The sequence below is a fragment of the Bacteroides sp. LFL-34 genome, from assembly GCF_027257075.1.
Lineage (GTDB): Bacteria > Bacteroidota > Bacteroidia > Bacteroidales > Bacteroidaceae > Bacteroides > Bacteroides ovatus.
Genome location: NZ_JAPQKZ010000032.1, coordinates 40825 through 63329 on the forward strand (window position 1 = coordinate 40825; position 22505 = coordinate 63329).

The following is a 22505-nucleotide window of genomic DNA, read 5'->3' on the forward strand; positions in this document are numbered from 1 at the left end:
CAATTTCCAATGATTCAATTATCAAATCTCAATTATATAGAGTATGGCTTTTAGAAAAGAAAATAAGACGAAAAGTAATTTCTCGAAGATCTCAATTGGTCTGGCTTCTCCGGAAGAAATCCTTGAGAATTCGAGTGGTGAAGTTTTGAAGCCTGAAACCATTAATTACCGTACGTACAAACCCGAACGTGACGGTTTGTTCTGCGAGCGCATTTTTGGTCCTATCAAGGATTATGAATGTCATTGCGGTAAATACAAGCGTATCCGTTATAAAGGTATCGTCTGCGACCGTTGTGGTGTGGAAGTTACTGAAAAGAAAGTGCGCCGTGAACGTATGGGACATATCCAGCTGGTTGTGCCGGTGGCTCACATCTGGTATTTCCGTTTGCTTCCTAATAAAATCGGTTATTTGCTCGGATTGCCGACAAAGAAACTGGATTCGATTATATACTACGAACGTTATGTTGTTATTCAGCCGGGTGTGAAAGCTGAAGATGGCGTAGCTGAATATGATTTGCTTTCTGAAGAAGAATATCTGGATATTTTGGATACGCTTCCGAAAGACAATCAGTATCTTGAAGATAATGATCCGAATAAATTTGTTGCAAAGATGGGAGCCGAAGCTATTTATGATTTGCTGGCTCGTTTGGATCTGGATGCTTTGTCTTACGAACTGCGTCACCGCGCCGGAAACGATGCGTCTCAGCAACGTAAGAATGAAGCTTTGAAACGTCTTCAGGTAGTAGAATCGTTCCGCGCATCACGTGGACGTAACAAACCGGAATGGATGATCGTACGTATCGTACCGGTTATTCCGCCCGAACTTCGTCCGTTGGTTCCGCTGGATGGTGGCCGTTTTGCTACATCTGACTTGAACGACCTTTATCGTCGTGTGATTATCCGTAACAACCGTTTGAAACGACTGATTGAAATCAAGGCTCCGGAAGTAATCTTGCGTAATGAAAAACGTATGCTTCAGGAATCTGTCGATTCTTTGTTTGATAACTCACGTAAGTCAAGTGCTGTGAAGACAGACGCCAACCGTCCGTTGAAGTCATTGTCTGACAGTTTGAAAGGTAAACAGGGACGCTTCCGTCAAAACTTGCTGGGTAAACGTGTTGACTACTCTGCTCGTTCCGTAATCGTCGTTGGTCCGGAATTAAAGATGGGTGAATGCGGTATTCCTAAATTGATGGCTGCCGAATTATACAAGCCGTTTATTATTCGCAAGCTCATCGAACGTGGTATCGTTAAGACTGTTAAGTCTGCAAAGAAAATCGTAGACCGCAAAGAGCCGGTGATTTGGGATATCTTAGAACATGTAATGAAGGGACACCCGGTACTGTTGAACCGTGCTCCGACCTTGCACCGTTTGGGTATTCAGGCTTTCCAGCCTAAAATGATCGAAGGTAAAGCTATTCAGTTGCACCCGTTGGCATGTACGGCATTCAACGCCGACTTTGACGGTGACCAGATGGCTGTTCACTTGCCTTTGAGTAATGAAGCAATTCTTGAAGCACAAATGTTGATGCTTCAATCACATAATATATTGAATCCGGCAAACGGTGCGCCTATTACTGTGCCTGCACAGGATATGGTTCTTGGTTTGTACTATATTACTAAGTTGCGTGCCGGTGCAAAAGGTGAAGGTTTGACATTCTACGGACCGGAAGAAGCGTTGATCGCTTACAATGAAGGTAAGGTAGATATTCATGCTCCGGTAAAGGTTATCGTGAAAGACGTTGATGAAAATGGTAACATTGTAGACGTAATGCGCGAAACTTCAGTAGGACGTGTGATTGTGAATGAAATCGTTCCACCTGAAGCTGGTTATATCAATACAATTATCTCTAAGAAATCTCTTCGTGATATTATTAGTGATGTAATTAAGGTATGTGGTGTGGCTAAGGCTGCCGACTTCCTGGATGGAATCAAGAATTTAGGTTATCAGATGGCGTTCAAGGGTGGTTTGTCATTCAACTTGGGTGATATTATCATTCCGAAGGAAAAAGAAACTTTGGTACAGAAAGGTTACGACGAAGTTGAACAAGTCGTAAACAACTATAACATGGGTTTCATTACCAATAACGAACGTTACAATCAGGTAATTGATATTTGGACACATGTGAACTCCGAGTTGTCTAATATCCTGATGAAGACTATTTCTTCGGACGATCAGGGTTTCAACTCTGTATATATGATGCTTGACTCTGGTGCCCGTGGTTCTAAAGAGCAGATTCGTCAGTTGTCAGGTATGCGTGGTTTGATGGCAAAACCGCAGAAAGCAGGTGCTGAAGGTGGTCAGATCATCGAGAACCCGATTTTGTCGAACTTTAAAGAAGGACTTTCGGTGTTGGAGTACTTTATCTCTACCCACGGTGCTCGTAAAGGTTTGGCGGATACCGCTTTGAAGACTGCCGATGCTGGTTATTTGACTCGTCGTCTGGTGGACGTATCACACGATGTGATTATTACAGAAGAAGATTGCGGTACACTCCGCGGATTGGTTTGTACGGACCTTAAGAATAATGATGAAGTTATTGCTACTCTGTACGAACGTATCTTAGGCCGTGTTTCCGTACATGATATTATTCATCCTACCACAGGTGAATTGCTTGTTGCCGGTGGTGAAGAAATCACAGAAGAAGTAGCCAAGAAGATTCAGGAGTCTCCGATCGAGAGTGTTGAAATCCGTTCGGTATTGACTTGTGAAGCTAAGAAGGGTGTTTGTGCTAAATGTTACGGACGTAACCTGGCAACGAGCCGCATGGTTCAGAAGGGTGAAGCTGTCGGTGTAATCGCTGCTCAGTCTATTGGTGAGCCGGGTACACAGTTGACATTGCGTACATTCCACGCCGGTGGTACTGCTGCAAATATTGCAGCTAACGCCAGTATCGTTGCTAAAAATAATGCACGTCTTGAATTTGAAGAGTTGCGTACAGTAGATATCGTTGACGAGATGGGTGAATCTGCAAAAGTGGTAGTAGGTCGTTTGGCCGAAGTACGTTTTGTGGATGTGAATACCGGTATCGTTCTTTCTACTCATAACGTACCTTATGGTTCAACACTGTATGTAAGCGACGGCGACTTGGTAGAAAAAGGCAAACTGATTGCTAAGTGGGACCCGTTCAATGCTGTTATTATCACAGAAGCAACCGGTAAGATCGAATTTGAGGGCGTGATTGAAAACGTTACTTATAAGGTTGAATCGGATGAAGCAACAGGTCTTCGTGAAATTATTATTATTGAATCCAAGGATAAAACCAAAGTTCCTACCGCTCATATCTTAACAGAGGACGGTGATTTGATCCGTACTTATAACTTACCGGTAGGTGGGCACGTTATCATCGAGAATGGTCAGAAGGTAAAAGCCGGTGAAGTAATCGTGAAGATTCCGCGTGCCGTAGGTAAGGCGGGTGATATCACGGGTGGTCTTCCTCGTGTTACTGAATTGTTTGAAGCTCGTAACCCGTCAAATCCGGCTGTCGTTTCTGAAATCGACGGTGAGGTGACAATGGGTAAGATCAAACGTGGTAACCGTGAAATCATCGTAACTTCCAAGACGGGTGAGGTTAAGAAGTATCTGGTTGCACTGTCTAAGCAGATTCTGGTACAGGAAAATGACTATGTACGTGCTGGTACTCCGTTGTCTGACGGTGCTACTACTCCGGCAGATATCTTGGCAATTAAGGGTCCTACAGCTGTACAGGAATATATCGTGAATGAAGTTCAGGATGTATACCGCTTGCAGGGTGTGAAGATCAATGATAAGCACTTTGAGATTATCGTTCGTCAGATGATGCGTAAAGTACAAATTGATGAACCGGGAGATACTCGCTTCCTCGAACAGCAAGTCGTAGACAAACTGGAATTCATGGAAGAAAATGATCGTATCTGGGGCAAGAAAGTCGTAGTGGATGCTGGTGATTCTCAAAATATGCAAGCTGGACAGATTGTAACTGCCCGCAAGTTGCGTGATGAGAATAGTATGTTGAAACGTCGTGACTTGAAGCCGGTTGAAGTTCGTGACGCTGTTGCTGCTACCTCTACTCAGATCCTTCAAGGTATCACGCGTGCTGCTTTGCAAACATCAAGCTTTATGTCGGCTGCTTCCTTCCAGGAAACAACGAAAGTATTGAATGAAGCTGCTATCAACGGTAAGATCGATAAGCTTGAAGGTATGAAGGAAAATGTGATCTGTGGTCACTTGATTCCTGCCGGTACCGGACAGCGCGAGTTCGAAAAGCTCATCGTTGGATCAAAAGAAGAGTATGACCGTATCTTGGCTAACAAGAAAACAGTACTTGACTACAATGAAGTAGAATAAATACAATTCAATTGACTATATGAAAAGGAGCAGTTGCCTGATTGGGCAATTGCTCCTTTTTTTATTTCTTTTTTACTCGCGTGTATTACCATTAGTTTCAGGAAAAATGTGTTATTTTGCAGGATAACTTTTTAATCATATTAAATATGGAAGAACAAAATAACAACGGACAATTACAGATTGAATTGAGAGAAGAGGTTGCACAGGGAACTTATGCAAATCTTGCTATTATTACTCATTCGAGTTCTGAATTCATCCTTGACTTCGTGCGCGTAATGCCGGGTATACCGAAGGCTGGTGTGCAATCTCGTATTATTGTGGCTCCGGAGCACGCAAAACGTCTGCTGCGGGCATTAGAAGATAATATAGCAAAGTATGAGCGCGTATTCGGTCCGATTCGTACTTCGGATGAACCCCCTATTTCTCCTTTGACGGGTGTAAAAGGCGAAGCGTGAGGATGATATAAAAACATTAAAAAAGAAAAAAAAGTTGTAGTGCATTGAATATTCAAATATTATTCGTATTTTTGCAGCCCAAAATGTATAGTTACGAAATTAATATAACAATAATATAAATCAAAAAACAATTAAAATGCCTACAATTCAGCAATTAGTAAGAAAAGGACGCGAAGTGCTGGTGGAGAAAAGTAAATCTCCAGCCTTGGATTCATGTCCTCAAAGACGTGGCGTTTGCGTGAGAGTATACACTACTACTCCGAAGAAGCCGAACTCTGCAATGCGTAAAGTAGCTCGTGTACGTTTGACTAACCAAAAAGAGGTGAACTCATACATTCCGGGAGAAGGACACAACTTGCAGGAACACTCAATCGTTTTGGTACGTGGTGGTCGTGTAAAAGACCTTCCGGGTGTGCGTTATCACATTGTACGTGGTACACTTGATACAGCAGGTGTTGCTGGTCGTACTCAAAGACGTTCTAAATATGGTGCTAAGCGTCCGAAACCAGGACAAGCTGCTGCTCCTGCTAAGGGTAAGAAAAAATAAGGATTAAGACCTAATTAAAATTAAAGTAATAACTTACGTTTTAGTTTGTTGGAAATGCTAAAGGTTGAGTAAATTCTCCGGAGGGAGAGTTGAAGAAGTCAAGAAGTAGACAACCAAGAACAAAAACATTATTTTTCAAACAAATGAGAAAAGCAAAACCAAAAAAACGCCTGATTCTTCCGGATCCCGTGTTTAATGACCAAAAGGTTTCCAAGTTCGTGAACCACTTGATGTATGATGGAAAGAAAAATACATCTTATGAAATCTTTTATGCCGCTTTGGAAACTGTGAAAGCAAAACTTCCTAACGAAGAAAAATCAGCTCTCGAAATCTGGAAAAAGGCTTTGGATAATGTAACTCCGCAAGTGGAAGTAAAGTCTCGCCGTGTAGGTGGTGCTACTTTCCAAGTTCCTACTGAAATCCGTCCGGATCGTAAAGAATCAATCTCTATGAAGAATTTGATTCTGTTTGCTCGCAAAAGAGGTGGTAAATCAATGGCTGACAAGTTGGCTGCTGAAATTATGGATGCCTTCAATGAACAAGGCGGTGCATACAAACGTAAAGAAGATATGCACAGAATGGCAGAAGCTAACCGTGCATTTGCTCATTTTAGATTCTAATACTGTAAGAAACCTAATATAAACTTAAAGTAAAGGAATTAGAAGATGGCTAAACATGATTTACATTTAACTCGTAATATCGGTATCATGGCTCACATTGATGCCGGAAAAACAACTACTTCTGAACGTATCCTGTTCTATACTGGATTGACTCACAAAATTGGTGAAGTTCATGATGGTGCTGCTACTATGGACTGGATGGAACAGGAGCAAGAACGTGGTATCACTATTACATCCGCTGCTACAACAACAAGGTGGAAATATGCTGGTGATACTTATAAAATTAACTTGATTGACACTCCGGGACACGTTGACTTTACCGCAGAGGTAGAACGTTCATTGCGTATCCTTGATGGGGCTGTAGCTGCTTACTGTGCTGTTGGTGGTGTTGAGCCTCAATCAGAAACTGTATGGCGTCAGGCTGATAAATATAACGTTCCTCGTATTGCTTATGTTAATAAGATGGATCGTTCTGGTGCTGACTTCTTTGAAGTAGTTCGTCAGATGAAGGATGTTCTTGGAGCTAATCCGTGTCCGATTGTTGTTCCTATCGGTGCTGAAGAATCTTTCAAAGGTCTTGTTGACCTTATCAAAATGAAAGCTATCTATTGGCATGATGAAACAATGGGGGCTGACTACAGTATTGAGGAAATCCCTGCAGAACTTATCGATGAAGCTAACGAGTGGAGAGATAAGATGCTTGAAAAAGTAGCAGAATTTGATGATGCTTTGATGGAGAAATATTTCGATGATCCTTCTACTATTACTGAAGAAGAAGTATTGAGAGCTCTTCGTAATGCAACAGTTCAGATGGCTGTAGTTCCTATGCTTTGCGGATCTTCTTTTAAGAACAAAGGTGTTCAGACATTGCTTGATTATGTTTGTGCTTTCTTGCCTTCTCCACTTGATACAGAGAACGTAATAGGTACAAATCCTAATACGGGAGCTGAAGAGGATCGTAAACCAAGTGATGATGAAAAAACATCTGCTTTGGCGTTTAAGATCGCAACTGACCCATATGTTGGACGTTTGACTTTCTTCCGTGTTTATTCTGGTAAAATTGAAGCAGGTTCTTATATCTACAACTCTCGTTCTGGTAAGAAAGAACGCGTTTCTCGTCTGTTTCAGATGCACTCCAACAAACAGAACCCGGTTGAAGTAATCGGTGCTGGTGATATTGGTGCAGGTGTAGGCTTTAAAGATATTCGTACTGGGGATACTTTGTGTGATGAAACAGCTCCGATAGTACTTGAGTCTATGGACTTCCCGGAACCGGTTATTGGTATCGCTGTAGAACCTAAGACTCAGAAAGATATGGATAAACTGTCTAACGGTTTGGCTAAATTGGCTGAAGAAGATCCGACATTTACTGTGAAAACAGACGAACAGACAGGTCAGACAGTTATTTCTGGTATGGGTGAGCTTCACTTGGATATTATCATTGACCGTTTGAAACGTGAATTCAAGGTAGAATGTAACCAAGGTAAGCCTCAGGTTAACTATAAGGAAGCTATCACGAAGACAGTTAACTTGCGTGAAGTGTACAAGAAGCAGTCTGGTGGACGTGGTAAGTTTGCTGATATCATTGTGAACATTGGTCCGGCTGATGCGGATTTCACTTTAGGTGGTTTGCAGTTTGTTGATGAAGTGAAGGGTGGTAATATTCCTAAGGAATTTATTCCTGCAGTTCAGAAAGGCTTTACAAATGCTATGAAGAGTGGTGTTTTGGCAGGCTACCCATTGGATTCATTGAAAGTGACTTTGGTTGATGGTTCATTCCACCCGGTTGACTCTGACCAGTTGTCATTTGAAATCTGTGCAATGCAGGCTTATAAAAATGCATGTGCTAAGGCAGGTCCTGTTTTGATGGAACCTATCATGAAACTGGAAGTTGTAACTCCGGAAGAAAACATGGGTGATGTTATCGGTGACTTGAACAAACGTCGTGGACAGGTTGAAGGTATGGAATCTAGCCGCTCTGGCGCTCGTATCGTGAAAGCGATGGTTCCACTGGCGGAAATGTTTGGTTACGTAACAGCTTTACGTACTATTACTTCTGGTCGTGCAACCTCGTCAATGACCTACTCTCATCACGCTCAGCTTTCTTCTTCTATTGCTAAGGCTGTATTGGAAGAAGTAAAAGGACGCGCTGATTTACTCTAAAATATCTAAAGCAGCAGGCTAGTGAATGACTCTTAGCCTGCCGCTTTATCTTATTATAAATGTATTAATTAAAAAAAATAATGAGTCAGAAAATTAGAATTAAATTGAAATCTTACGACCACAACTTGGTTGACAAGTCAGCTGAGAAAATTGTAAGAACTGTAAAAGCTACTGGTGCTATCGTTAGCGGTCCAATACCTCTGCCTACGCACAAACGTATCTTTACTGTGAACCGTTCGACTTTCGTAAACAAAAAGTCTCGTGAGCAATTTGAACTCTCTTCTTATAAGAGATTAATCGACATCTATAGCTCAACAGCTAAGACAGTAGATGCTTTGATGAAGTTGGAATTGCCAAGTGGTGTGGAAGTAGAAATTAAAGTTTGATAATTAAAAATTAGTGAAATGCCAGGATTATTAGGAAAAAAAATCGGAATGACATCCGTTTTCAGTGCCGATGGTAAAAATGTACCATGCACTGTTATCGAAGCAGGTCCTTGTGTTGTTACTCAAGTTAAAACTGTAGAAAAAGATGGCTATGCAGCTGTTCAGTTGGGTTTCCAGGACAAAAAGGAAAAACATACAACTAAACCGTTGATGGGACATTTTAAAAGAGCAGGAGTAACACCGAAGAGACACTTGGCTGAGTTCAAAGAATTTGAAACAGAGTTGAATTTGGGTGATACCATTACTGTAGAAATGTTTAACGACGCTAGCTTTGTTGACGTTGTTGGTACTTCTAAGGGTAAGGGTTTTCAGGGTGTAGTAAAAAGACATGGTTTTGGTGGTGTGGGTCAAGCTACTCACGGTCAGCATAATCGCGCTCGTAAACCGGGTTCTATCGGTGCTTGTTCTTACCCTGCAAAAGTATTCAAAGGAATGCGCATGGGTGGACAACTTGGTGGTGACAGAGTCACTGTACAAAACTTGCAGGTATTAAAAGTAATCGCGGATCATAACCTTCTTTTGGTTAAAGGTTCTATCCCGGGTTGCAAAGGTTCAATCGTATTAATTGAGAAATAATGGAAGTTAACGTATATAACATTAAAGGTGAAGACACTGGGAGAAAGGTTACGTTAAACGAATCTATCTTCGGAATTGAGCCCAACGACCACGCTATTTATTTGGACGTAAAACAATTTATGGCTAATCAGCGTCAGGGTACTCATAAGTCAAAAGAAAGAAGTGAAATCAGTGGTTCAACTCGTAAGATCGGTCGTCAGAAAGGTGGCGGTGGAGCACGTCGTGGTGATATGAACTCGCCTGTTCTTGTAGGTGGTGCTCGTGTTTTCGGTCCGAAACCAAGAGACTATTTCTTCAAATTGAATAAAAAAGTTAAGACATTGGCTCGTAAGTCAGCTTTGTCTTATAAAGCTCAAAACGATGCAATCATTGTCGTTGAGGATTTCACATTTGAAGCTCCTAAGACAAAAGATTTCGTTGCAATGACAAAAAATCTTAAAGTTTCCGATAAAAAGCTACTTGTAATTTTACCGGAAGCAAATAAAAACGTATATTTGTCAGCTCGTAACATTGAGGGTACTAATGTGCAGACTATCTCAGGATTAAATACTTACAGAGTATTGAATGCTGGGGTTGTTGTGCTTACAGAAAACTCTCTGAAGGCTATTGACAATATCTTAATTTAAAAAGGAGGCTTAAATAATGGGAATTATTATTAAACCGTTGGTAACAGAGAAAATGACTGCAATCACAGATAAGCTGAATCGTTTCGGCTTTGTTGTACGTCCTGAAGCTAACAAACTGGAAATTAAGAAGGAAATTGAAGCTCTTTATAATGTTACTGTAGTTGATGTGAATACTGTGAAGTATGCTGGCAAGAATAAGAGCCGTTATACCAAAGCAGGTATCATCAATGGTCGTACGAATGCTTTCAAAAAAGCAATCGTGACATTGAAAGAAGGAGATACTATTGATTTTTATAGCAATATTTAATAAAAATGGCAGTACGTAAATTTAAGCCCACAACACCGGGGCAAAGACATAAAATTATTGGTACTTTCGAAGAAATTACTGCATCAGTACCAGAAAAGTCTCTTGTATATGGTAAGAAATCATCTGGTGGTCGTAACAGCGAAGGTAAGATGACTATGCGCTACATTGGTGGCGGTCATAGAAAGGTGATTAGAATTGTTGATTTCAAGAGAAATAAGGACGGTGTTCCAGCAGTAGTTAAAACAATCGAATACGACCCGAATCGTTCGGCTCGTATCGCTCTGTTATTTTATGCTGATGGAGAAAAAAGATATATTATTGCTCCCAATGGATTGCAAGTTGGTGCGACTCTGATGTCAGGTGAAACAGCAGCGCCAGAGATTGGTAATGCTCTTCCTCTTCAGAACATTCCGGTGGGTACTGTAATTCACAATATCGAATTACGTCCGGGACAGGGCGCTGCTCTGGTTCGTTCAGCTGGTAACTTTGCTCAGTTGACTTCTCGTGAGGGTAAGTATTGTGTAATTAAGTTGCCTTCAGGTGAAGTTAGACAGATTCTTAGCACTTGTAAAGCTACTATCGGTAGTGTAGGTAACTCTGATCATGGGTTGGAAAGTTCAGGTAAAGCTGGACGTTCTCGTTGGCAAGGACGTCGTCCTCGTAACCGTGGTGTTGTAATGAACCCGGTTGATCACCCGATGGGTGGTGGTGAAGGACGTGCTTCCGGAGGTCACCCAAGATCACGTAAGGGATTGTATGCTAAGGGACTTAAGACTAGAGCTCCTAAGAAACAATCGTCTAAGTACATTATTGAGAGAAGAAAAAAGTAATCTGATTAATTGAGTAAACTATGAGTCGTTCATTAAAAAAAGGTCCATATATTAACGTTAAGCTTGAAAAGAGAATTCTTGCCATGAATGAATCAGGTAAGAAAGTCGTAGTAAAGACTTGGGCCAGAGCTTCAATGATTTCGCCTGATTTTGTAGGCCATACAGTTGCAGTTCACAATGGAAATAAATTTATTCCTGTTTATGTTACCGAGAATATGGTAGGACACAAGTTGGGCGAATTTGCTCCAACTCGTACATTCAGAGGACACGCTGGTAACAAGAAAAGATAACAGGATTTATTTGAAATAATAAAGTAATAAATAATAATGGGAGCAAGAAAAAAAATATCGGCTGAAAAAAGAAAAGAAGCCCTTAAGACCATGTATTTTGCAAAATTGCAAAATGTTCCTACTTCTCCACGTAAGATGCGTCTGGTTGCAGACATGATCCGTGGTATGGAAGTGAACAGAGCACTTGGTGTTTTGAAATTTTCTTCAAAAGAAGCTGCTGCAAGAGTGGAAAAATTGCTTCGCTCTGCAATTGCTAACTGGGAACAGAAAAACGAACGTAAAGCAGAAAGTGGCGAATTGTTCGTAACACAGATTTTTGTTGATGGTGGAGCTACACTCAAAAGAATGAGACCGGCACCACAGGGTAGAGGTTATAGAATTCGCAAACGTTCAAATCACGTAACATTGTTCGTTGGTGCTAAAAGTAATAACGAAGATCAAAATTAAGGTAGATGGGACAAAAAGTTAATCCAATAAGCAACCGTTTAGGAATTATCAGAGGATGGGATTCTAACTGGTATGGTGGAAATGATTACGGTGATTCTTTGCTGGAAGATAGCAAAATCCGTAAATATCTTAATGCAAGACTTGCAAAAGCAAGTGTATCAAGAATCGTAATTGAACGTACGCTGAAGCTCGTTACTATTACTGTTTGCACTGCTCGCCCGGGTATTATTATCGGTAAAGGTGGCCAAGAAGTTGATAAGTTAAAAGAGGAGTTGAAGAAGGTTACCGACAAAGATATTCAAATCAATATCTTTGAAGTGAAGAGACCGGAACTGGATGCTGTGATTGTTGCTAACAACATCGCTCGCCAGGTTGAAGGTAAAATTGCCTATCGCCGTGCCATCAAGATGGCTATCGCAAACACAATGCGTATGGGTGCTGAAGGTATCAAAATTCAGATTTCAGGACGTTTGAATGGAGCTGAAATGGCTCGTTCTGAAATGTATAAAGAAGGAAGAACTCCGTTGCACACTTTCAGAGCTGATATCGACTACTGTCATGCAGAAGCATTGACTAAAGTAGGTCTTCTTGGTATCAAAGTTTGGATTTGTAGAGGTGAAGTGTTTGGTAAGAAAGAATTGGCTCCGAACTTTACACAAAGCAAAGAAAGTGGTCGTGGAAACAATAGTGGAAACAACGGCGGAAAGAACTTCAAAAGAAAGAAAAATAATCGCTAAACGAATTTGAATTTTAGGAAACTATGTTACAACCGAAAAAGACAAAATTCAGAAGACAACAAAAAGGCCGTCAGAAAGGTAATGCCCAGAGAGGCAACCAGCTGGCCTTTGGTTCTTTTGGCATAAAGGCTTTGGAGACTAAGTGGATTACAGGCCGTCAGATCGAAGCTGCTCGTATTGCAGTAACAAGATATATGCAACGTCAAGGACAGATCTGGATCCGTATATTCCCGGATAAACCGATCACTAGAAAACCTGCCGATGTACGTATGGGTAAAGGTAAAGGTGCTCCAGAGGGATTTGTGGCTCCTGTAACTCCAGGTAGAATCATTATTGAAGCTGAAGGAGTATCTTACGAAATCGCGAAAGAAGCATTGCGCTTAGCTGCTCAAAAGCTTCCTATTACAACGAAGTTTGTCGTAAGACGTGATTATGATATTCAAAATCAAAATGCGTAAGTGTTATGAAAATTGCAGAAATTAAAGAAATGACTACTAATGATTTAGTAGAAAGAGTAGAGGCGGAAACAGCTAATTATAACCAAATGGTTATTAATCATTCTATTTCTCCTTTGGAAAATCCTGCTCAAATCAAACAATTACGCAGGACTATTGCGCGTATGAAAACAGAATTGCGCGAAAGAGAACTTAACAATAAATGATCAGCTTGATGGAAGCAAGAAATTTAAGAAAAGAAAGAACAGGGGTTGTGTTGAGCAATAAGATGGACAAGACCATCACAGTTGCTGCCAAATTTAAGGAAAAACACCCTATATATGGTAAGTTCGTTAGCAAAACGAAGAAGTACCATGCTCACGATGAAAAGAATGAATGCAATATCGGTGATACTGTAAGCATCATGGAAACTCGTCCTTTGAGCAAGACTAAAAGATGGAGATTAGTAGAAATAATTGAAAGAGCTAAGTAATTATGATACAAGTAGAATCCAGACTTACAGTATGTGATAACAGTGGAGCGAAAGAGGCGTTGTGTATCCGCGTTTTGGGTGGTACAGGCCGTCGTTATGCTTCAGTGGGGGATGTCATTGTAGTTTCAGTGAAGAGCGTTATCCCTTCTAGTGATGTTAAAAAAGGTGCAGTATCAAAGGCTTTGATTGTACGTACAAAGAAAGAAATCCGTCGTCCTGATGGTTCTTATATACGTTTTGATGATAATGCTTGCGTGTTGTTGAATAATGCAGGTGAAATTAGAGGTAGTCGTATTTTCGGTCCTGTAGCAAGAGAACTTCGTGCTACAAACATGAAAGTTGTGTCACTTGCGCCTGAGGTACTTTAATTTGTAAAAGATTTAAGTAATGAGTAAATTACATATTAAAAAAGGCGACACAGTTTACGTAAATGCTGGTGAAGATAAGGGCAAAACTGGTCGTGTATTGAAGGTTCTTGTTAAAGAAGGACGTGCATTTGTTGAAGGTATCAATATGGTATCTAAAAGCACAAAGCCGAATGCAAAGAATCCACAAGGTGGTATTGTGAAGCAAGAAGCTTCTATCCACATTTCAAACTTGAACCCGGTTGATCCAAAAACTGGTAAAGCAACGCGTATTGGGAGAAAAAAGAGTTCGGAAGGAACTTTAGTGCGTTATTCTAAAAAATCAGGAGAGGAGATTAAGTAATGAGTAATACTGCTAGTCTTAAGAAAGAATATGCAGAGCGTATAGCACCTGCATTGAAATCACAGTTCCAGTATTCTTCTACAATGCAGATACCCGTACTTAAGAAGATTGTAATCAATCAGGGATTAGGTATGGCTGTTGCTGATAAGAAGATTATCGAAGTAGCAATCAATGAAATGACAGCTATTACAGGTCAAAAAGCTGTAGCTACCATTTCTCGTAAAGATATCGCAAACTTTAAGTTGCGTAAAAAAATGCCGATTGGTGTTATGGTAACTTTACGTCGTGAAAGAATGTACGAATTCCTTGAAAAATTGGTTCGTGTAGCTCTTCCTCGTATTCGTGACTTCAAAGGTATCGAAAGTAAGTTTGATGGTAAAGGTAACTATACCCTTGGTATTCAGGAACAAATCATTTTCCCTGAAATAAATATCGATAGTATTACAAGAATTCTCGGAATGAATATTACCTTTGTAACCTCTGCGGAAACAGATGAAGAAGGTTATGCTTTGCTGAAGGAATTCGGTTTACCTTTTAAAAACGCTAAAAAAGACTAATAGATATGGCAAAGGAATCAATGAAAGCACGTGAAGTAAAGCGTGCTAAATTAGTAGCCAAATACGCCGAGAAAAGAGCTGCTTTGAAGCAAATCGTAAGAACAGGTGATCCTGCTGATGCTTTCGAAGCTGCACAGAAGTTGCAAGAGTTGCCAAAGAATTCTAATCCAATTCGTATGCACAACCGTTGCAAACTGACTGGTCGTCCTAAAGGTTATATTCGTCAGTTCGGAATTTCGAGAATTCAATTCCGTGAGATGGCATCTAACGGACTGATCCCAGGCGTAAAAAAAGCAAGCTGGTAATTATTGTTTAAATATTGTCAGGGTAGTCCTGATTAATTTAATTTATTTTTATATGACTGATCCAATAGCAGATTATTTAACGAGGTTGCGGAACGCGATTGGTGCAAAGCACAGAGTTGTTGAAGTTCCCGCTTCGAATTTGAAAAAAGAAATCACTAAGATTCTTTTTGAAAAAGGCTACATCCTTAATTATAAGTTTGTAGAAGATGGTCCTCAAGGAACTATTAAGGTTGCCTTGAAGTATGATTCTGTTAACAAAGTTAACGCAATCAAAAAGTTAGAAAGAATATCTTCTCCGGGTATGCGTAAGTATACTGGTTACAAAGATATGCCGCGTGTTATTAATGGGCTGGGTATTGCTATAATATCTACTTCCAAAGGTGTAATGACTAACAAAGAGGCTGCAGAACTGAAAATCGGTGGTGAAGTCTTGTGTTATGTATATTAATTAGGAGGAATTAGAATGTCAAGAATAGGAAAATTACCCATTAGTATCCCTGCTGGAGTGACAATCACTCTGAAGGATAATGTGGTTACCGTAAAGGGACCCAAAGGCGAAATGAGCCAATATGTGAATCCTGCTATCAATGTTACTATTGAAGACGGACACGTAACTTTAACAGAAAACGATAAAGAAATGCTTGATAACCCGAAGCAGAAACATGCTTTCCACGGTTTGTATCGTTCATTGGTTCACAACATGGTTGTGGGCGTATCTGAAGGTTACAAGAAAGAACTGGAACTTGTAGGTGTAGGTTATCGTGCTTCAAACCAAGGTAACATCATTGAGCTGGCTTTAGGTTATACACACAATATTTTCATTCAATTACCTGCTGAGGTAAAAGTTGAAACGAAGTCTGAAAGAAATAAGAATCCTCTTATTATATTGGAATCGTGTGACAAACAATTGCTTGGTCAAGTTTGCTCTAAAATACGTTCTTTCCGTAAGCCTGAACCATACAAGGGTAAAGGTATTAAGTTTGTTGGCGAAGTAATTCGTAGAAAGTCTGGTAAATCAGCCGGCGCTAAGTAATTCATATAAAATTAGATTATTATGACAACAAAAATAGAAAGACGAGTTAAGATCAAATATAGAGTACGCAACAAAATTTCAGGTACTACTGAATGTCCGCGTATGAGTGTATTTAGAAGTAACAAGCAAATTTATGTCCAGATTATCGATGATCTTTCTGGTAAGACACTGGCTGCTGCTTCTTCTTTAGGTTTGACTGAGAAAGTCGCTAAAAAAGAACAAGCTGCTAAAGTTGGTGAAATGATTGCTAAAAAGGCTCAGGAAGCAGGTATAACTACTGTTGTTTTCGACCGTAATGGTTACTTGTATCATGGGAGAGTAAAAGAAGTAGCTGATGCTGCTCGTAACGGTGGACTTAAATTTTAATCATTATGGCAGGAGTTAATAATAGAGTTAAGATTACTAACGATATAGAACTGAAAGATAGATTAGTTGCTATTAATCGTGTTACTAAAGTTACCAAAGGTGGTAGAACTTTTAGTTTCTCTGCAATCGTTGTTGTAGGTAACGAAGAAGGTATCATTGGTTGGGGACTTGGTAAAGCAGGTGAAGTAACAGCTGCTATCGCTAAAGGTGTTGAGTCAGCTAAAAAGAACCTGGTGAAAGTACCTATTTTAAAAGGTACTGTTCCTCATGAACAATCAGCTAGATTTGGTGGTGCTGAAGTATTCATCAAACCTGCATCTCACGGAACCGGTGTTGTAGCTGGTGGTGCTATGCGTGCTGTATTGGAAAGTGTTGGTGTTACTGACGTTTTGGCTAAATCTAAAGGTTCTTCGAATCCGCATAACCTTGTTAAAGCTACAATTGAAGCTTTGAGTGAAATGCGTGATGCAAGAATGGTTGCTCAGAACAGAGGTATTAGTGTTGAAAAAGTATTTAGAGGATAAGGAGGAGATATGTCAACTATAAAGATTAAACAAGTTAAAAGTAGAATTGGTGCTCCAGCTGATCAGAAAAGAACTCTTGACGCACTGGGACTTCGTAAACTGAACCGTGTGGTTGAACACGAAAGCACTCCTTCAATTCTTGGAATGGTAGATAAAGTAAAACACTTGGTTGCCATTGTTAAGTAATTATTTGTTGAATAATAAAACGAAATTACAATATGAACTTAAGTAATTTAAAACCTGCTGAGGGATCTACTAAGACAAGAAAAAGAATTGGACGTGGTGCTGGTTCTGGCTTAGGTGGTACTTCTACAAGAGGTCATAAAGGAGCTAAATCAAGATCTGGATACTCTAAGAAAATCGGTTTTGAAGGTGGTCAGATGCCTCTTCAACGTCGAGTTCCTAAATTTGGTTTCAAGAATATCAATCGTGTTGAATATAAAGCTATCAATCTGGATACTATCCAGAAACTTGCTGAAGCTAAGAGCTTGACAAAAGTTGGTGTAAACGACTTTATCGAAGCAGGATTTATTTCTTCAAATCAGTTGGTAAAAGTATTGGGTAACGGAACTCTGACTAACAAGCTGGAAGTAGAAGCTCATGCATTCTCTAAGACTGCAACTGCTGCTATCGAAGCTGCTGGTGGAACTGTAGTAAAACTCTGATTCAATGAGAAAAGCTATTGAAACATTAAAGAATATATGGAAGATTGAGGATCTGAGACAGCGGATCCTCATCACCATATTGTTCGTGGCAATTTACCGTTTCGGATCGTATGTCGTATTACCGGGTATCAATCCGGCGATGCTGGCGAAATTGCACGAACAAACAAGTGAAGGCCTTTTAGCCTTGTTAAATATGTTCTCTGGAGGAGCATTTTCTAATGCCTCTATTTTTGCATTAGGAATCATGCCTTATATCTCTGCATCTATCGTAATCCAGTTATTGGGAATCGCTGTACCGTATTTCCAGAAGTTGCAACGCGAAGGTGAGAGCGGCAGAAGAAAAATGAATCAATATACTCGTTACTTGACGATTGCTATATTGTTAGTTCAGGCCCCTTCTTATTTGCTCAATCTTAAAATGCAGGCTGGCCCTTCCTTAAATGCTTCATTAGATTGGACTCTGTTTATGGTTACCTCTACCATTATTTTGGCAGCAGGTAGTATGTTTATTTTGTGGCTTGGTGAAAGAATTACTGATAAAGGTATTGGTAACGGTATTTCATTTATCATCTTGATTGGTATTATCGCTCGTTTCCCTGATGCTTTGTTGCAAGAAGTTGTGTCCAGAGTAGCAAATAAGAGCGGTGGTCTGATTATGTTTATAATTGAAATCGTATTCTTATTATTAGTGATTGGCGCTGCTATTCTTTTGGTGCAAGGTACAAGAAAGATTCCTGTACAGTATGCAAAAAGAATCGTTGGTAACAAGCAATATGGTGGTGCTAGACAGTATATCCCTTTAAAGGTGAATGCTGCCGGTGTTATGCCTATCATCTTTGCTCAGGCAATCATGTTTATTCCAATTACATTTATCGGTTTTTCAAATGTAAATGATGCAGGCGGTTTCTTGCATGCGTTTACAGATCATACAAGTTTCTGGTATAATTTTGTCTTTGCGGTAATGATTATATTATTTACGTATTTCTATACTGCAATTACAATTAATCCGACTCAGATGGCTGAGGATATGAAGAGAAATAATGGTTTCATCCCTGGTATTAAACCGGGAAAGAAAACAGCAGAGTATATTGATGATATAATGTCTCGTATCACTTTGCCGGGTTCTTTCTTCTTGGCTTTAGTTGCTATTATGCCTGCTTTTGCCGGTGTATTCGGAGTGCAAGCAGGATTCGCTCAATTCTTCGGCGGTACATCTTTGTTAATTCTTGTAGGTGTTGTTCTTGATACCCTGCAACAGGTTGAAAGTCATTTGTTGATGAGACACTATGATGGTCTGTTGAAATCTGGTCGTATTAAAGGACGCGCTGGTGTAGCGGCATATTAATTCTTTAGATTAGAAATGATATTTCTTAAAACAGAAGATGAAATAGAATTGCTCCGTCAGAGTAACCTGCTTGTTGGTAAAACTCTTGCAGAGGTTGCCAAACTGGTGAAGCCTGGTGTAACTACACGTGAGTTGGATAAAGTTGCTGAAGAGTTCATTAGAGATCATGGGGCAACTCCAACTTTCAAAGGATTTCCGAATCAATATGGAGAACCATTTCCCGCATCTCTTTGTACTTCTGTCAACGAACAGGTGGTACATGGAATCCCAGGGGATATCGTACTGAAAGATGGTGATATCGTATCAGTGGATTGCGGAACTTACATGAATGGTTTCTGTGGTGATTCTGCTTATACTTTTTGTGTAGGAGAGGTAGACGAAGAGATTCGTAACTTGTTGAAGATAACTAAAGAAGCGTTATATATTGGCATCCAGAACGCAGTGCAAGGTAAAAGAATTGGTGATATCGGATATGCTATTCAGCAATATTGTGAGTCTCATTCTTATGGTGTAGTGCGTGAGTTTGTTGGCCATGGCATCGGTAAAGAGATGCACGAAGATCCTCAGGTTCCTAACTATGGTAAAAGAGGATATGGACCATTGATGAAAAGAGGCCTTTGCATAGCGATAGAGCCGATGATAACATTGGGAGACCGACAAGTGATAATGGAAAGTGACGGATGGACTGTGAGGACCAGAGATCGTAAATGTGCTGCACATTTTGAGCATACGATAGCTGTTGGAGCTGGTGAAGCTGATATTTTGTCTTCATTCAAATTCATAGAAGAAGTTTTAGGAGGTAAAGCAATATAATATGGCAAAGCAATCTGCAATAGAACAAGATGGAGTTATAGTTGAAGCATTGTCAAATGCAATGTTTCGTGTTGAATTAGAAAACGGACATGAGATTACCGCACATATTTCAGGCAAGATGAGGATGCATTACATCAAGATCCTGCCGGGAGATAAAGTGAGAGTCGAAATGTCTCCTTACGACTTATCGAAAGGAAGAATTGTGTTTAGATATAAATAAAATAAGATATGAAAGTAAGAGCATCATTAAAGAAACGCACGCCAGAATGTAAGATCGTTAGACGTAATGGCCGTTTGTATGTTATTAACAAGAAAAATCCTAAGTATAAACAACGTCAAGGATAATTTGTTATTTTTGCAAAAAAAATAATTTAGTATATGGCTATAAGAATAGTTGGTGTAGATTTACCTCAGAACAAAAGAGGTGAAATTGCGTTGACCTATGTATATGGAATAGGTCGCAGTAGTTCAGCAAAAATTTTAGATAAAGCTGGTGTAGATAAAGATCTGAAGGTTAAAGACTGGACAGATGATCAAGCTGCTAAGATTCGTGAGATTATCGGTGCAGAGTATAAAGTAGAAGGTGATCTTCGTTCTGAAATCCAATTGAACATTAAGCGATTAATGGATATTGGTTGCTATCGTGGTGTACGTCACCGTATTGGTCTGCCTGTTAGAGGTCAGAGCACTAAGAACAATGCACGTACTCGTAAGGGTAGAAAGAAAACCGTTGCTAATAAGAAAAAAGCTACTAAATAATAATTGTTGATATGGCAAAAAAAACAGTTGCAGCTAAAAAGAGAAATGTGAAAGTAGACGCTAATGGACAGTTGCATGTTCATTCATCTTTCAACAATATTATTGTTTCTCTTGCAAATAGTGAAGGGCAGATTATCTCTTGGTCATCTGCTGGTAAAATGGGATTTAGAGGTTCTAAAAAGAATACTCCTTATGCAGCTCAGATGGCTGCCCAGGATTGTGCAAAGATTGCATTCGATCTTGGCCTGAGAAAGGTAAAAGCATATGTGAAGGGTCCAGGTAACGGACGTGAGTCTGCTATTAGAACTATCCACGGTGCTGGTATCGAAGTTACTGAAATCATTGACGTGACTCCGCTTCCACATAATGGTTGTCGTCCTCCGAAAAGACGTAGAGTTTAATTTACCTTTAACTTACACAATGATCTTGATTTTGTTTTTGGATTACATTTAATTTCTCTCTGTAATCGCGGCTGCAACAAATTAAGTTCATGAATAAACAATTAAATATTTAAAAGAAATGGCTAGATATACTGGACCAAAATCGAGAATCGCCCGTAAATTCGGTGAAGGAATCTTTGGAGCTGACAAAGTTTTGTCAAAGAAGAACTATCCTCCCGGACAACATGGTAATTCAAGAAAAAGAAAAACTTCTGAATATGGTGTGCAACTTCGTGAAAAGCAGAAAGCTAAATACACCTATGGAGTTTTAGAAAAACAATTCCGCAATTTGTTTGAAAAAGCAGCTACTGCTAAAGGTATTACCGGTGAGGTACTCCTTCAATTGCTGGAAGGCCGTCTTGACAACGTAGTATTCCGTTTGGGAATTGCTCCTACACGTGCTGCTGCTCGTCAGTTGGTTAGTCACAAGCACATTACTGTAGATGGTGAAGTGGTAAACATCCCTTCATTTGCAGTAAAACCAGGACAATTGATTGGTGTTCGTGAAAGATCTAAATCTTTGGAAGTAATTGCTAATTCTCTTGCAGGTTTCAATCATAGCAAGTATGCTTGGTTGGAATGGGACGAAGCTTCTAAGGTTGGTAAAATGTTGCACATACCTGAAAGAGCAGACATTCCTGAGAACATTAAAGAACATTTGATCGTTGAATTGTATTCTAAATAATAATTAATTTCATGGCGATATTAGCATTTCAAAAACCTGATAAAGTATTAATGTTGGAGGCGGACTCCAGATTCGGTAAATTCGAATTCCGTCCGTTGGAACCGGGTTTTGGTATTACTGTAGGTAATGCATTACGCCGAATCCTTCTTTCTTCATTAGAGGGTTTTGCTATCACTACTATCAGAATCGATGGTGTGGAGCATGAATTTTCTAGTGTATCTGGAGTAAAAGAGGATGTTACCAACATTATCTTGAATCTGAAACAAGTGAGATTCAAGCAAGTAGTTGAAGAGTTCGAGAGCGAAAAAGTGAGCATCACTGTCGAGAATTCCAGTGAATTTAAAGCAGGTGACATAGGTAAGTATTTGACTGGATTTGAAGTGTTAAATCCGGAATTAGTTATTTGTCATTTAGATTCTAAGTCAACTATGCAGATTGATATTACAATTAACAAAGGCCGTGGTTATGTACCTGCTGATGAGAATCGCGAGTATTGCACGGATGTTAATGTAATTCCAATCGACTCTATTTATACACCGATACGTAATGTCAAGTATGCTGTAGAAAACTTCCGTGTAGAACAGAAGACTGACTACGAAAAGCTAGTACTTGAAATTAGTACCGACGGTTCTATACATCCGAAAGAAGCGCTGAAAGAAGCTGCAAAAATTCTGATTTATCACTTCATGTTGTTCTCTGACGAGAAGATCACGCTTGAAAGTAATGATACTGATGGCAATGAAGAGTTTGATGAAGAAGTATTGCACATGCGTCAGCTGTTGAAAACTAAACTCGTTGATATGGACTTGTCAGTTCGTGCCCTCAATTGCTTGAAGGCTGCTGACGTAGAAACTCTCGGCGACTTGGTACAATTCAACAAAACTGACCTGCTAAAATTCAGAAACTTCGGAAAGAAATCGCTTACCGAGCTTGATGATTTGCTGGAAAGTCTGAATCTGTCGTTTGGAACCGACATTTCTAAATATAAATTAGATAAAGAATAAAAA

34 protein-coding genes are annotated in these 22505 nt (G+C 39.8%); all 34 read left to right on the top strand.

Going from position 1 to position 22505, the window contains the following annotated elements; genetic code table 11:
• Positions 1–43 precede the first annotated feature (43 nt).
• The 34 genes from rpoC (at position 44) to N5O98_RS18295 (ending at position 22502) form a co-directional block, all read left to right on the top strand.
• The gene (gene rpoC / locus N5O98_RS18130; RefSeq protein WP_269495869.1) at positions 44–4327 is read left to right on the top strand and encodes a DNA-directed RNA polymerase subunit beta'; all 4284 of its coding nucleotides are present in this window, start codon (positions 44–46) and stop codon (positions 4325–4327) included.
• Between the two features lie 146 nt (positions 4328–4473).
• Positions 4474–4782 carry a DUF3467 domain-containing protein gene (locus tag N5O98_RS18135; RefSeq protein ID WP_004296354.1) on the top strand — a complete coding sequence of 103 codons (309 nt, stop codon included), beginning with the start codon at positions 4474–4476 and terminating at the stop codon, positions 4780–4782.
• A gap of 136 nt (positions 4783–4918) precedes the next feature.
• Entirely contained in the window at positions 4919–5329 is a 411-nt protein-coding gene (gene rpsL, locus N5O98_RS18140; protein ID WP_002558078.1) for a 30S ribosomal protein S12, read from the top strand.
• Between the two features lie 143 nt (positions 5330–5472).
• Positions 5473–5949: a 30S ribosomal protein S7 gene (rpsG, locus tag N5O98_RS18145; RefSeq protein ID WP_004296352.1), complete on the top strand. Its 477-nt coding sequence runs from the start codon at positions 5473–5475 to the stop codon at positions 5947–5949.
• A gap of 45 nt (positions 5950–5994) precedes the next feature.
• A complete protein-coding gene (gene fusA, locus N5O98_RS18150) occupies positions 5995–8112 on the top strand; it encodes an elongation factor G (protein ID WP_004310890.1) in 2118 nt (705 codons plus the stop codon).
• A gap of 80 nt (positions 8113–8192) precedes the next feature.
• Positions 8193–8498 carry a 30S ribosomal protein S10 gene (rpsJ, locus tag N5O98_RS18155; RefSeq protein ID WP_002558075.1) on the top strand — a complete coding sequence of 102 codons (306 nt, stop codon included), beginning with the start codon at positions 8193–8195 and terminating at the stop codon, positions 8496–8498.
• An 18-nt stretch (positions 8499–8516) separates the two neighbouring features.
• On the top strand, positions 8517–9134 hold the full coding sequence (gene rplC, locus N5O98_RS18160; RefSeq protein WP_004313455.1) for a 50S ribosomal protein L3: 618 nt from the start codon (positions 8517–8519) through the stop codon (positions 9132–9134).
• Entirely contained in the window at positions 9134–9760 is a 627-nt protein-coding gene (gene rplD / locus N5O98_RS18165; protein ID WP_004310887.1) for a 50S ribosomal protein L4, read from the top strand. Before rplC ends, rplD begins: the two co-directional genes overlap by 1 nt.
• A 16-nt stretch (positions 9761–9776) precedes the next feature.
• Entirely contained in the window at positions 9777–10067 is a 291-nt protein-coding gene (gene rplW / locus N5O98_RS18170; protein ID WP_004296347.1) for a 50S ribosomal protein L23, read from the top strand.
• Between the two features lie 5 nt (positions 10068–10072).
• On the top strand, positions 10073–10897 hold the full coding sequence (rplB, locus tag N5O98_RS18175) for a 50S ribosomal protein L2 (protein WP_004296346.1): 825 nt from the start codon (positions 10073–10075) through the stop codon (positions 10895–10897).
• 20 nt (positions 10898–10917) lie between these two features.
• Complete coding sequence (gene rpsS / locus N5O98_RS18180) at positions 10918–11187, top strand: 30S ribosomal protein S19 (RefSeq protein ID WP_004296345.1); 270 nt, start codon at positions 10918–10920, stop codon at positions 11185–11187.
• A gap of 36 nt (positions 11188–11223) precedes the next feature.
• Positions 11224–11634, top strand: coding sequence for a 50S ribosomal protein L22 (gene rplV / locus N5O98_RS18185; protein ID WP_004296344.1), 411 nt, complete (start codon positions 11224–11226; stop codon positions 11632–11634).
• A 5-nt stretch (positions 11635–11639) separates the two neighbouring features.
• Positions 11640–12371 (top strand): 30S ribosomal protein S3, encoded by a 732-nt coding sequence (gene rpsC / locus N5O98_RS18190; protein WP_004296343.1) that lies wholly within the window; start codon positions 11640–11642, stop codon positions 12369–12371.
• A gap of 23 nt (positions 12372–12394) precedes the next feature.
• Entirely contained in the window at positions 12395–12829 is a 435-nt protein-coding gene (gene rplP / locus N5O98_RS18195; RefSeq protein WP_004291234.1) for a 50S ribosomal protein L16, read from the top strand.
• A gap of 5 nt (positions 12830–12834) precedes the next feature.
• Positions 12835–13032: a 50S ribosomal protein L29 gene (gene rpmC / locus N5O98_RS18200; protein WP_004296342.1), complete on the top strand. Its 198-nt coding sequence runs from the start codon at positions 12835–12837 to the stop codon at positions 13030–13032.
• Positions 13029–13298, top strand: a complete 270-nt coding sequence (gene rpsQ, locus N5O98_RS18205) for a 30S ribosomal protein S17 (protein WP_004296341.1) — start codon at positions 13029–13031, stop codon at positions 13296–13298. Before rpmC ends, rpsQ begins: the two co-directional genes overlap by 4 nt.
• A 2-nt stretch (positions 13299–13300) precedes the next feature.
• Positions 13301–13666 (top strand): 50S ribosomal protein L14, encoded by a 366-nt coding sequence (rplN, locus tag N5O98_RS18210; RefSeq protein WP_004296340.1) that lies wholly within the window; start codon positions 13301–13303, stop codon positions 13664–13666.
• Positions 13667–13685: 19 nt separating this feature from the next.
• The gene (gene rplX / locus N5O98_RS18215; protein ID WP_004296339.1) at positions 13686–14006 is read left to right on the top strand and encodes a 50S ribosomal protein L24; all 321 of its coding nucleotides are present in this window, start codon (positions 13686–13688) and stop codon (positions 14004–14006) included.
• Positions 14006–14563: a 50S ribosomal protein L5 gene (rplE, locus tag N5O98_RS18220; protein WP_004310886.1), complete on the top strand. Its 558-nt coding sequence runs from the start codon at positions 14006–14008 to the stop codon at positions 14561–14563. The genes rplX and rplE overlap by 1 nt, the downstream gene beginning before the upstream one ends.
• A gap of 5 nt (positions 14564–14568) precedes the next feature.
• Entirely contained in the window at positions 14569–14868 is a 300-nt protein-coding gene (gene rpsN, locus N5O98_RS18225; protein ID WP_004310885.1) for a 30S ribosomal protein S14, read from the top strand.
• A gap of 52 nt (positions 14869–14920) precedes the next feature.
• Positions 14921–15316, top strand: coding sequence for a 30S ribosomal protein S8 (gene rpsH / locus N5O98_RS18230; protein ID WP_004296336.1), 396 nt, complete (start codon positions 14921–14923; stop codon positions 15314–15316).
• 15 nt (positions 15317–15331) lie between these two features.
• Positions 15332–15901, top strand: a complete 570-nt coding sequence (rplF, locus tag N5O98_RS18235; protein ID WP_004310884.1) for a 50S ribosomal protein L6 — start codon at positions 15332–15334, stop codon at positions 15899–15901.
• A 21-nt stretch (positions 15902–15922) separates the two neighbouring features.
• The gene (gene rplR / locus N5O98_RS18240) at positions 15923–16267 is read left to right on the top strand and encodes a 50S ribosomal protein L18 (protein ID WP_004310883.1); all 345 of its coding nucleotides are present in this window, start codon (positions 15923–15925) and stop codon (positions 16265–16267) included.
• A gap of 5 nt (positions 16268–16272) precedes the next feature.
• Positions 16273–16791 carry a 30S ribosomal protein S5 gene (gene rpsE / locus N5O98_RS18245; protein ID WP_004296333.1) on the top strand — a complete coding sequence of 173 codons (519 nt, stop codon included), beginning with the start codon at positions 16273–16275 and terminating at the stop codon, positions 16789–16791.
• A gap of 9 nt (positions 16792–16800) precedes the next feature.
• Positions 16801–16977, top strand: coding sequence for a 50S ribosomal protein L30 (rpmD, locus tag N5O98_RS18250; protein ID WP_004296332.1), 177 nt, complete (start codon positions 16801–16803; stop codon positions 16975–16977).
• Between the two features lie 32 nt (positions 16978–17009).
• On the top strand, positions 17010–17456 hold the full coding sequence (rplO, locus tag N5O98_RS18255) for a 50S ribosomal protein L15 (protein ID WP_004310882.1): 447 nt from the start codon (positions 17010–17012) through the stop codon (positions 17454–17456).
• A gap of 4 nt (positions 17457–17460) precedes the next feature.
• A complete protein-coding gene (gene secY / locus N5O98_RS18260) occupies positions 17461–18801 on the top strand; it encodes a preprotein translocase subunit SecY (protein WP_004310881.1) in 1341 nt (446 codons plus the stop codon).
• Between the two features lie 15 nt (positions 18802–18816).
• Positions 18817–19614, top strand: a complete 798-nt coding sequence (gene map / locus N5O98_RS18265; RefSeq protein ID WP_118161468.1) for a type I methionyl aminopeptidase — start codon at positions 18817–18819, stop codon at positions 19612–19614.
• Between the two features lies 1 nt (position 19615).
• Positions 19616–19834: a translation initiation factor IF-1 gene (gene infA, locus N5O98_RS18270; RefSeq protein WP_002558052.1), complete on the top strand. Its 219-nt coding sequence runs from the start codon at positions 19616–19618 to the stop codon at positions 19832–19834.
• An 8-nt stretch (positions 19835–19842) separates the two neighbouring features.
• A complete protein-coding gene (ykgO, locus tag N5O98_RS18275) occupies positions 19843–19959 on the top strand; it encodes a type B 50S ribosomal protein L36 (protein ID WP_002558051.1) in 117 nt (38 codons plus the stop codon).
• 33 nt (positions 19960–19992) lie between these two features.
• On the top strand, positions 19993–20373 hold the full coding sequence (gene rpsM / locus N5O98_RS18280; RefSeq protein WP_004296328.1) for a 30S ribosomal protein S13: 381 nt from the start codon (positions 19993–19995) through the stop codon (positions 20371–20373).
• Between the two features lie 11 nt (positions 20374–20384).
• Positions 20385–20774, top strand: coding sequence for a 30S ribosomal protein S11 (rpsK, locus tag N5O98_RS18285; protein ID WP_004296327.1), 390 nt, complete (start codon positions 20385–20387; stop codon positions 20772–20774).
• 118 nt (positions 20775–20892) lie between these two features.
• Positions 20893–21498, top strand: coding sequence for a 30S ribosomal protein S4 (gene rpsD, locus N5O98_RS18290; protein WP_004296326.1), 606 nt, complete (start codon positions 20893–20895; stop codon positions 21496–21498).
• A gap of 11 nt (positions 21499–21509) precedes the next feature.
• Positions 21510–22502 (top strand): DNA-directed RNA polymerase subunit alpha, encoded by a 993-nt coding sequence (locus N5O98_RS18295; RefSeq protein ID WP_118161467.1) that lies wholly within the window; start codon positions 21510–21512, stop codon positions 22500–22502.
• Positions 22503–22505 lie beyond the last annotated feature (3 nt).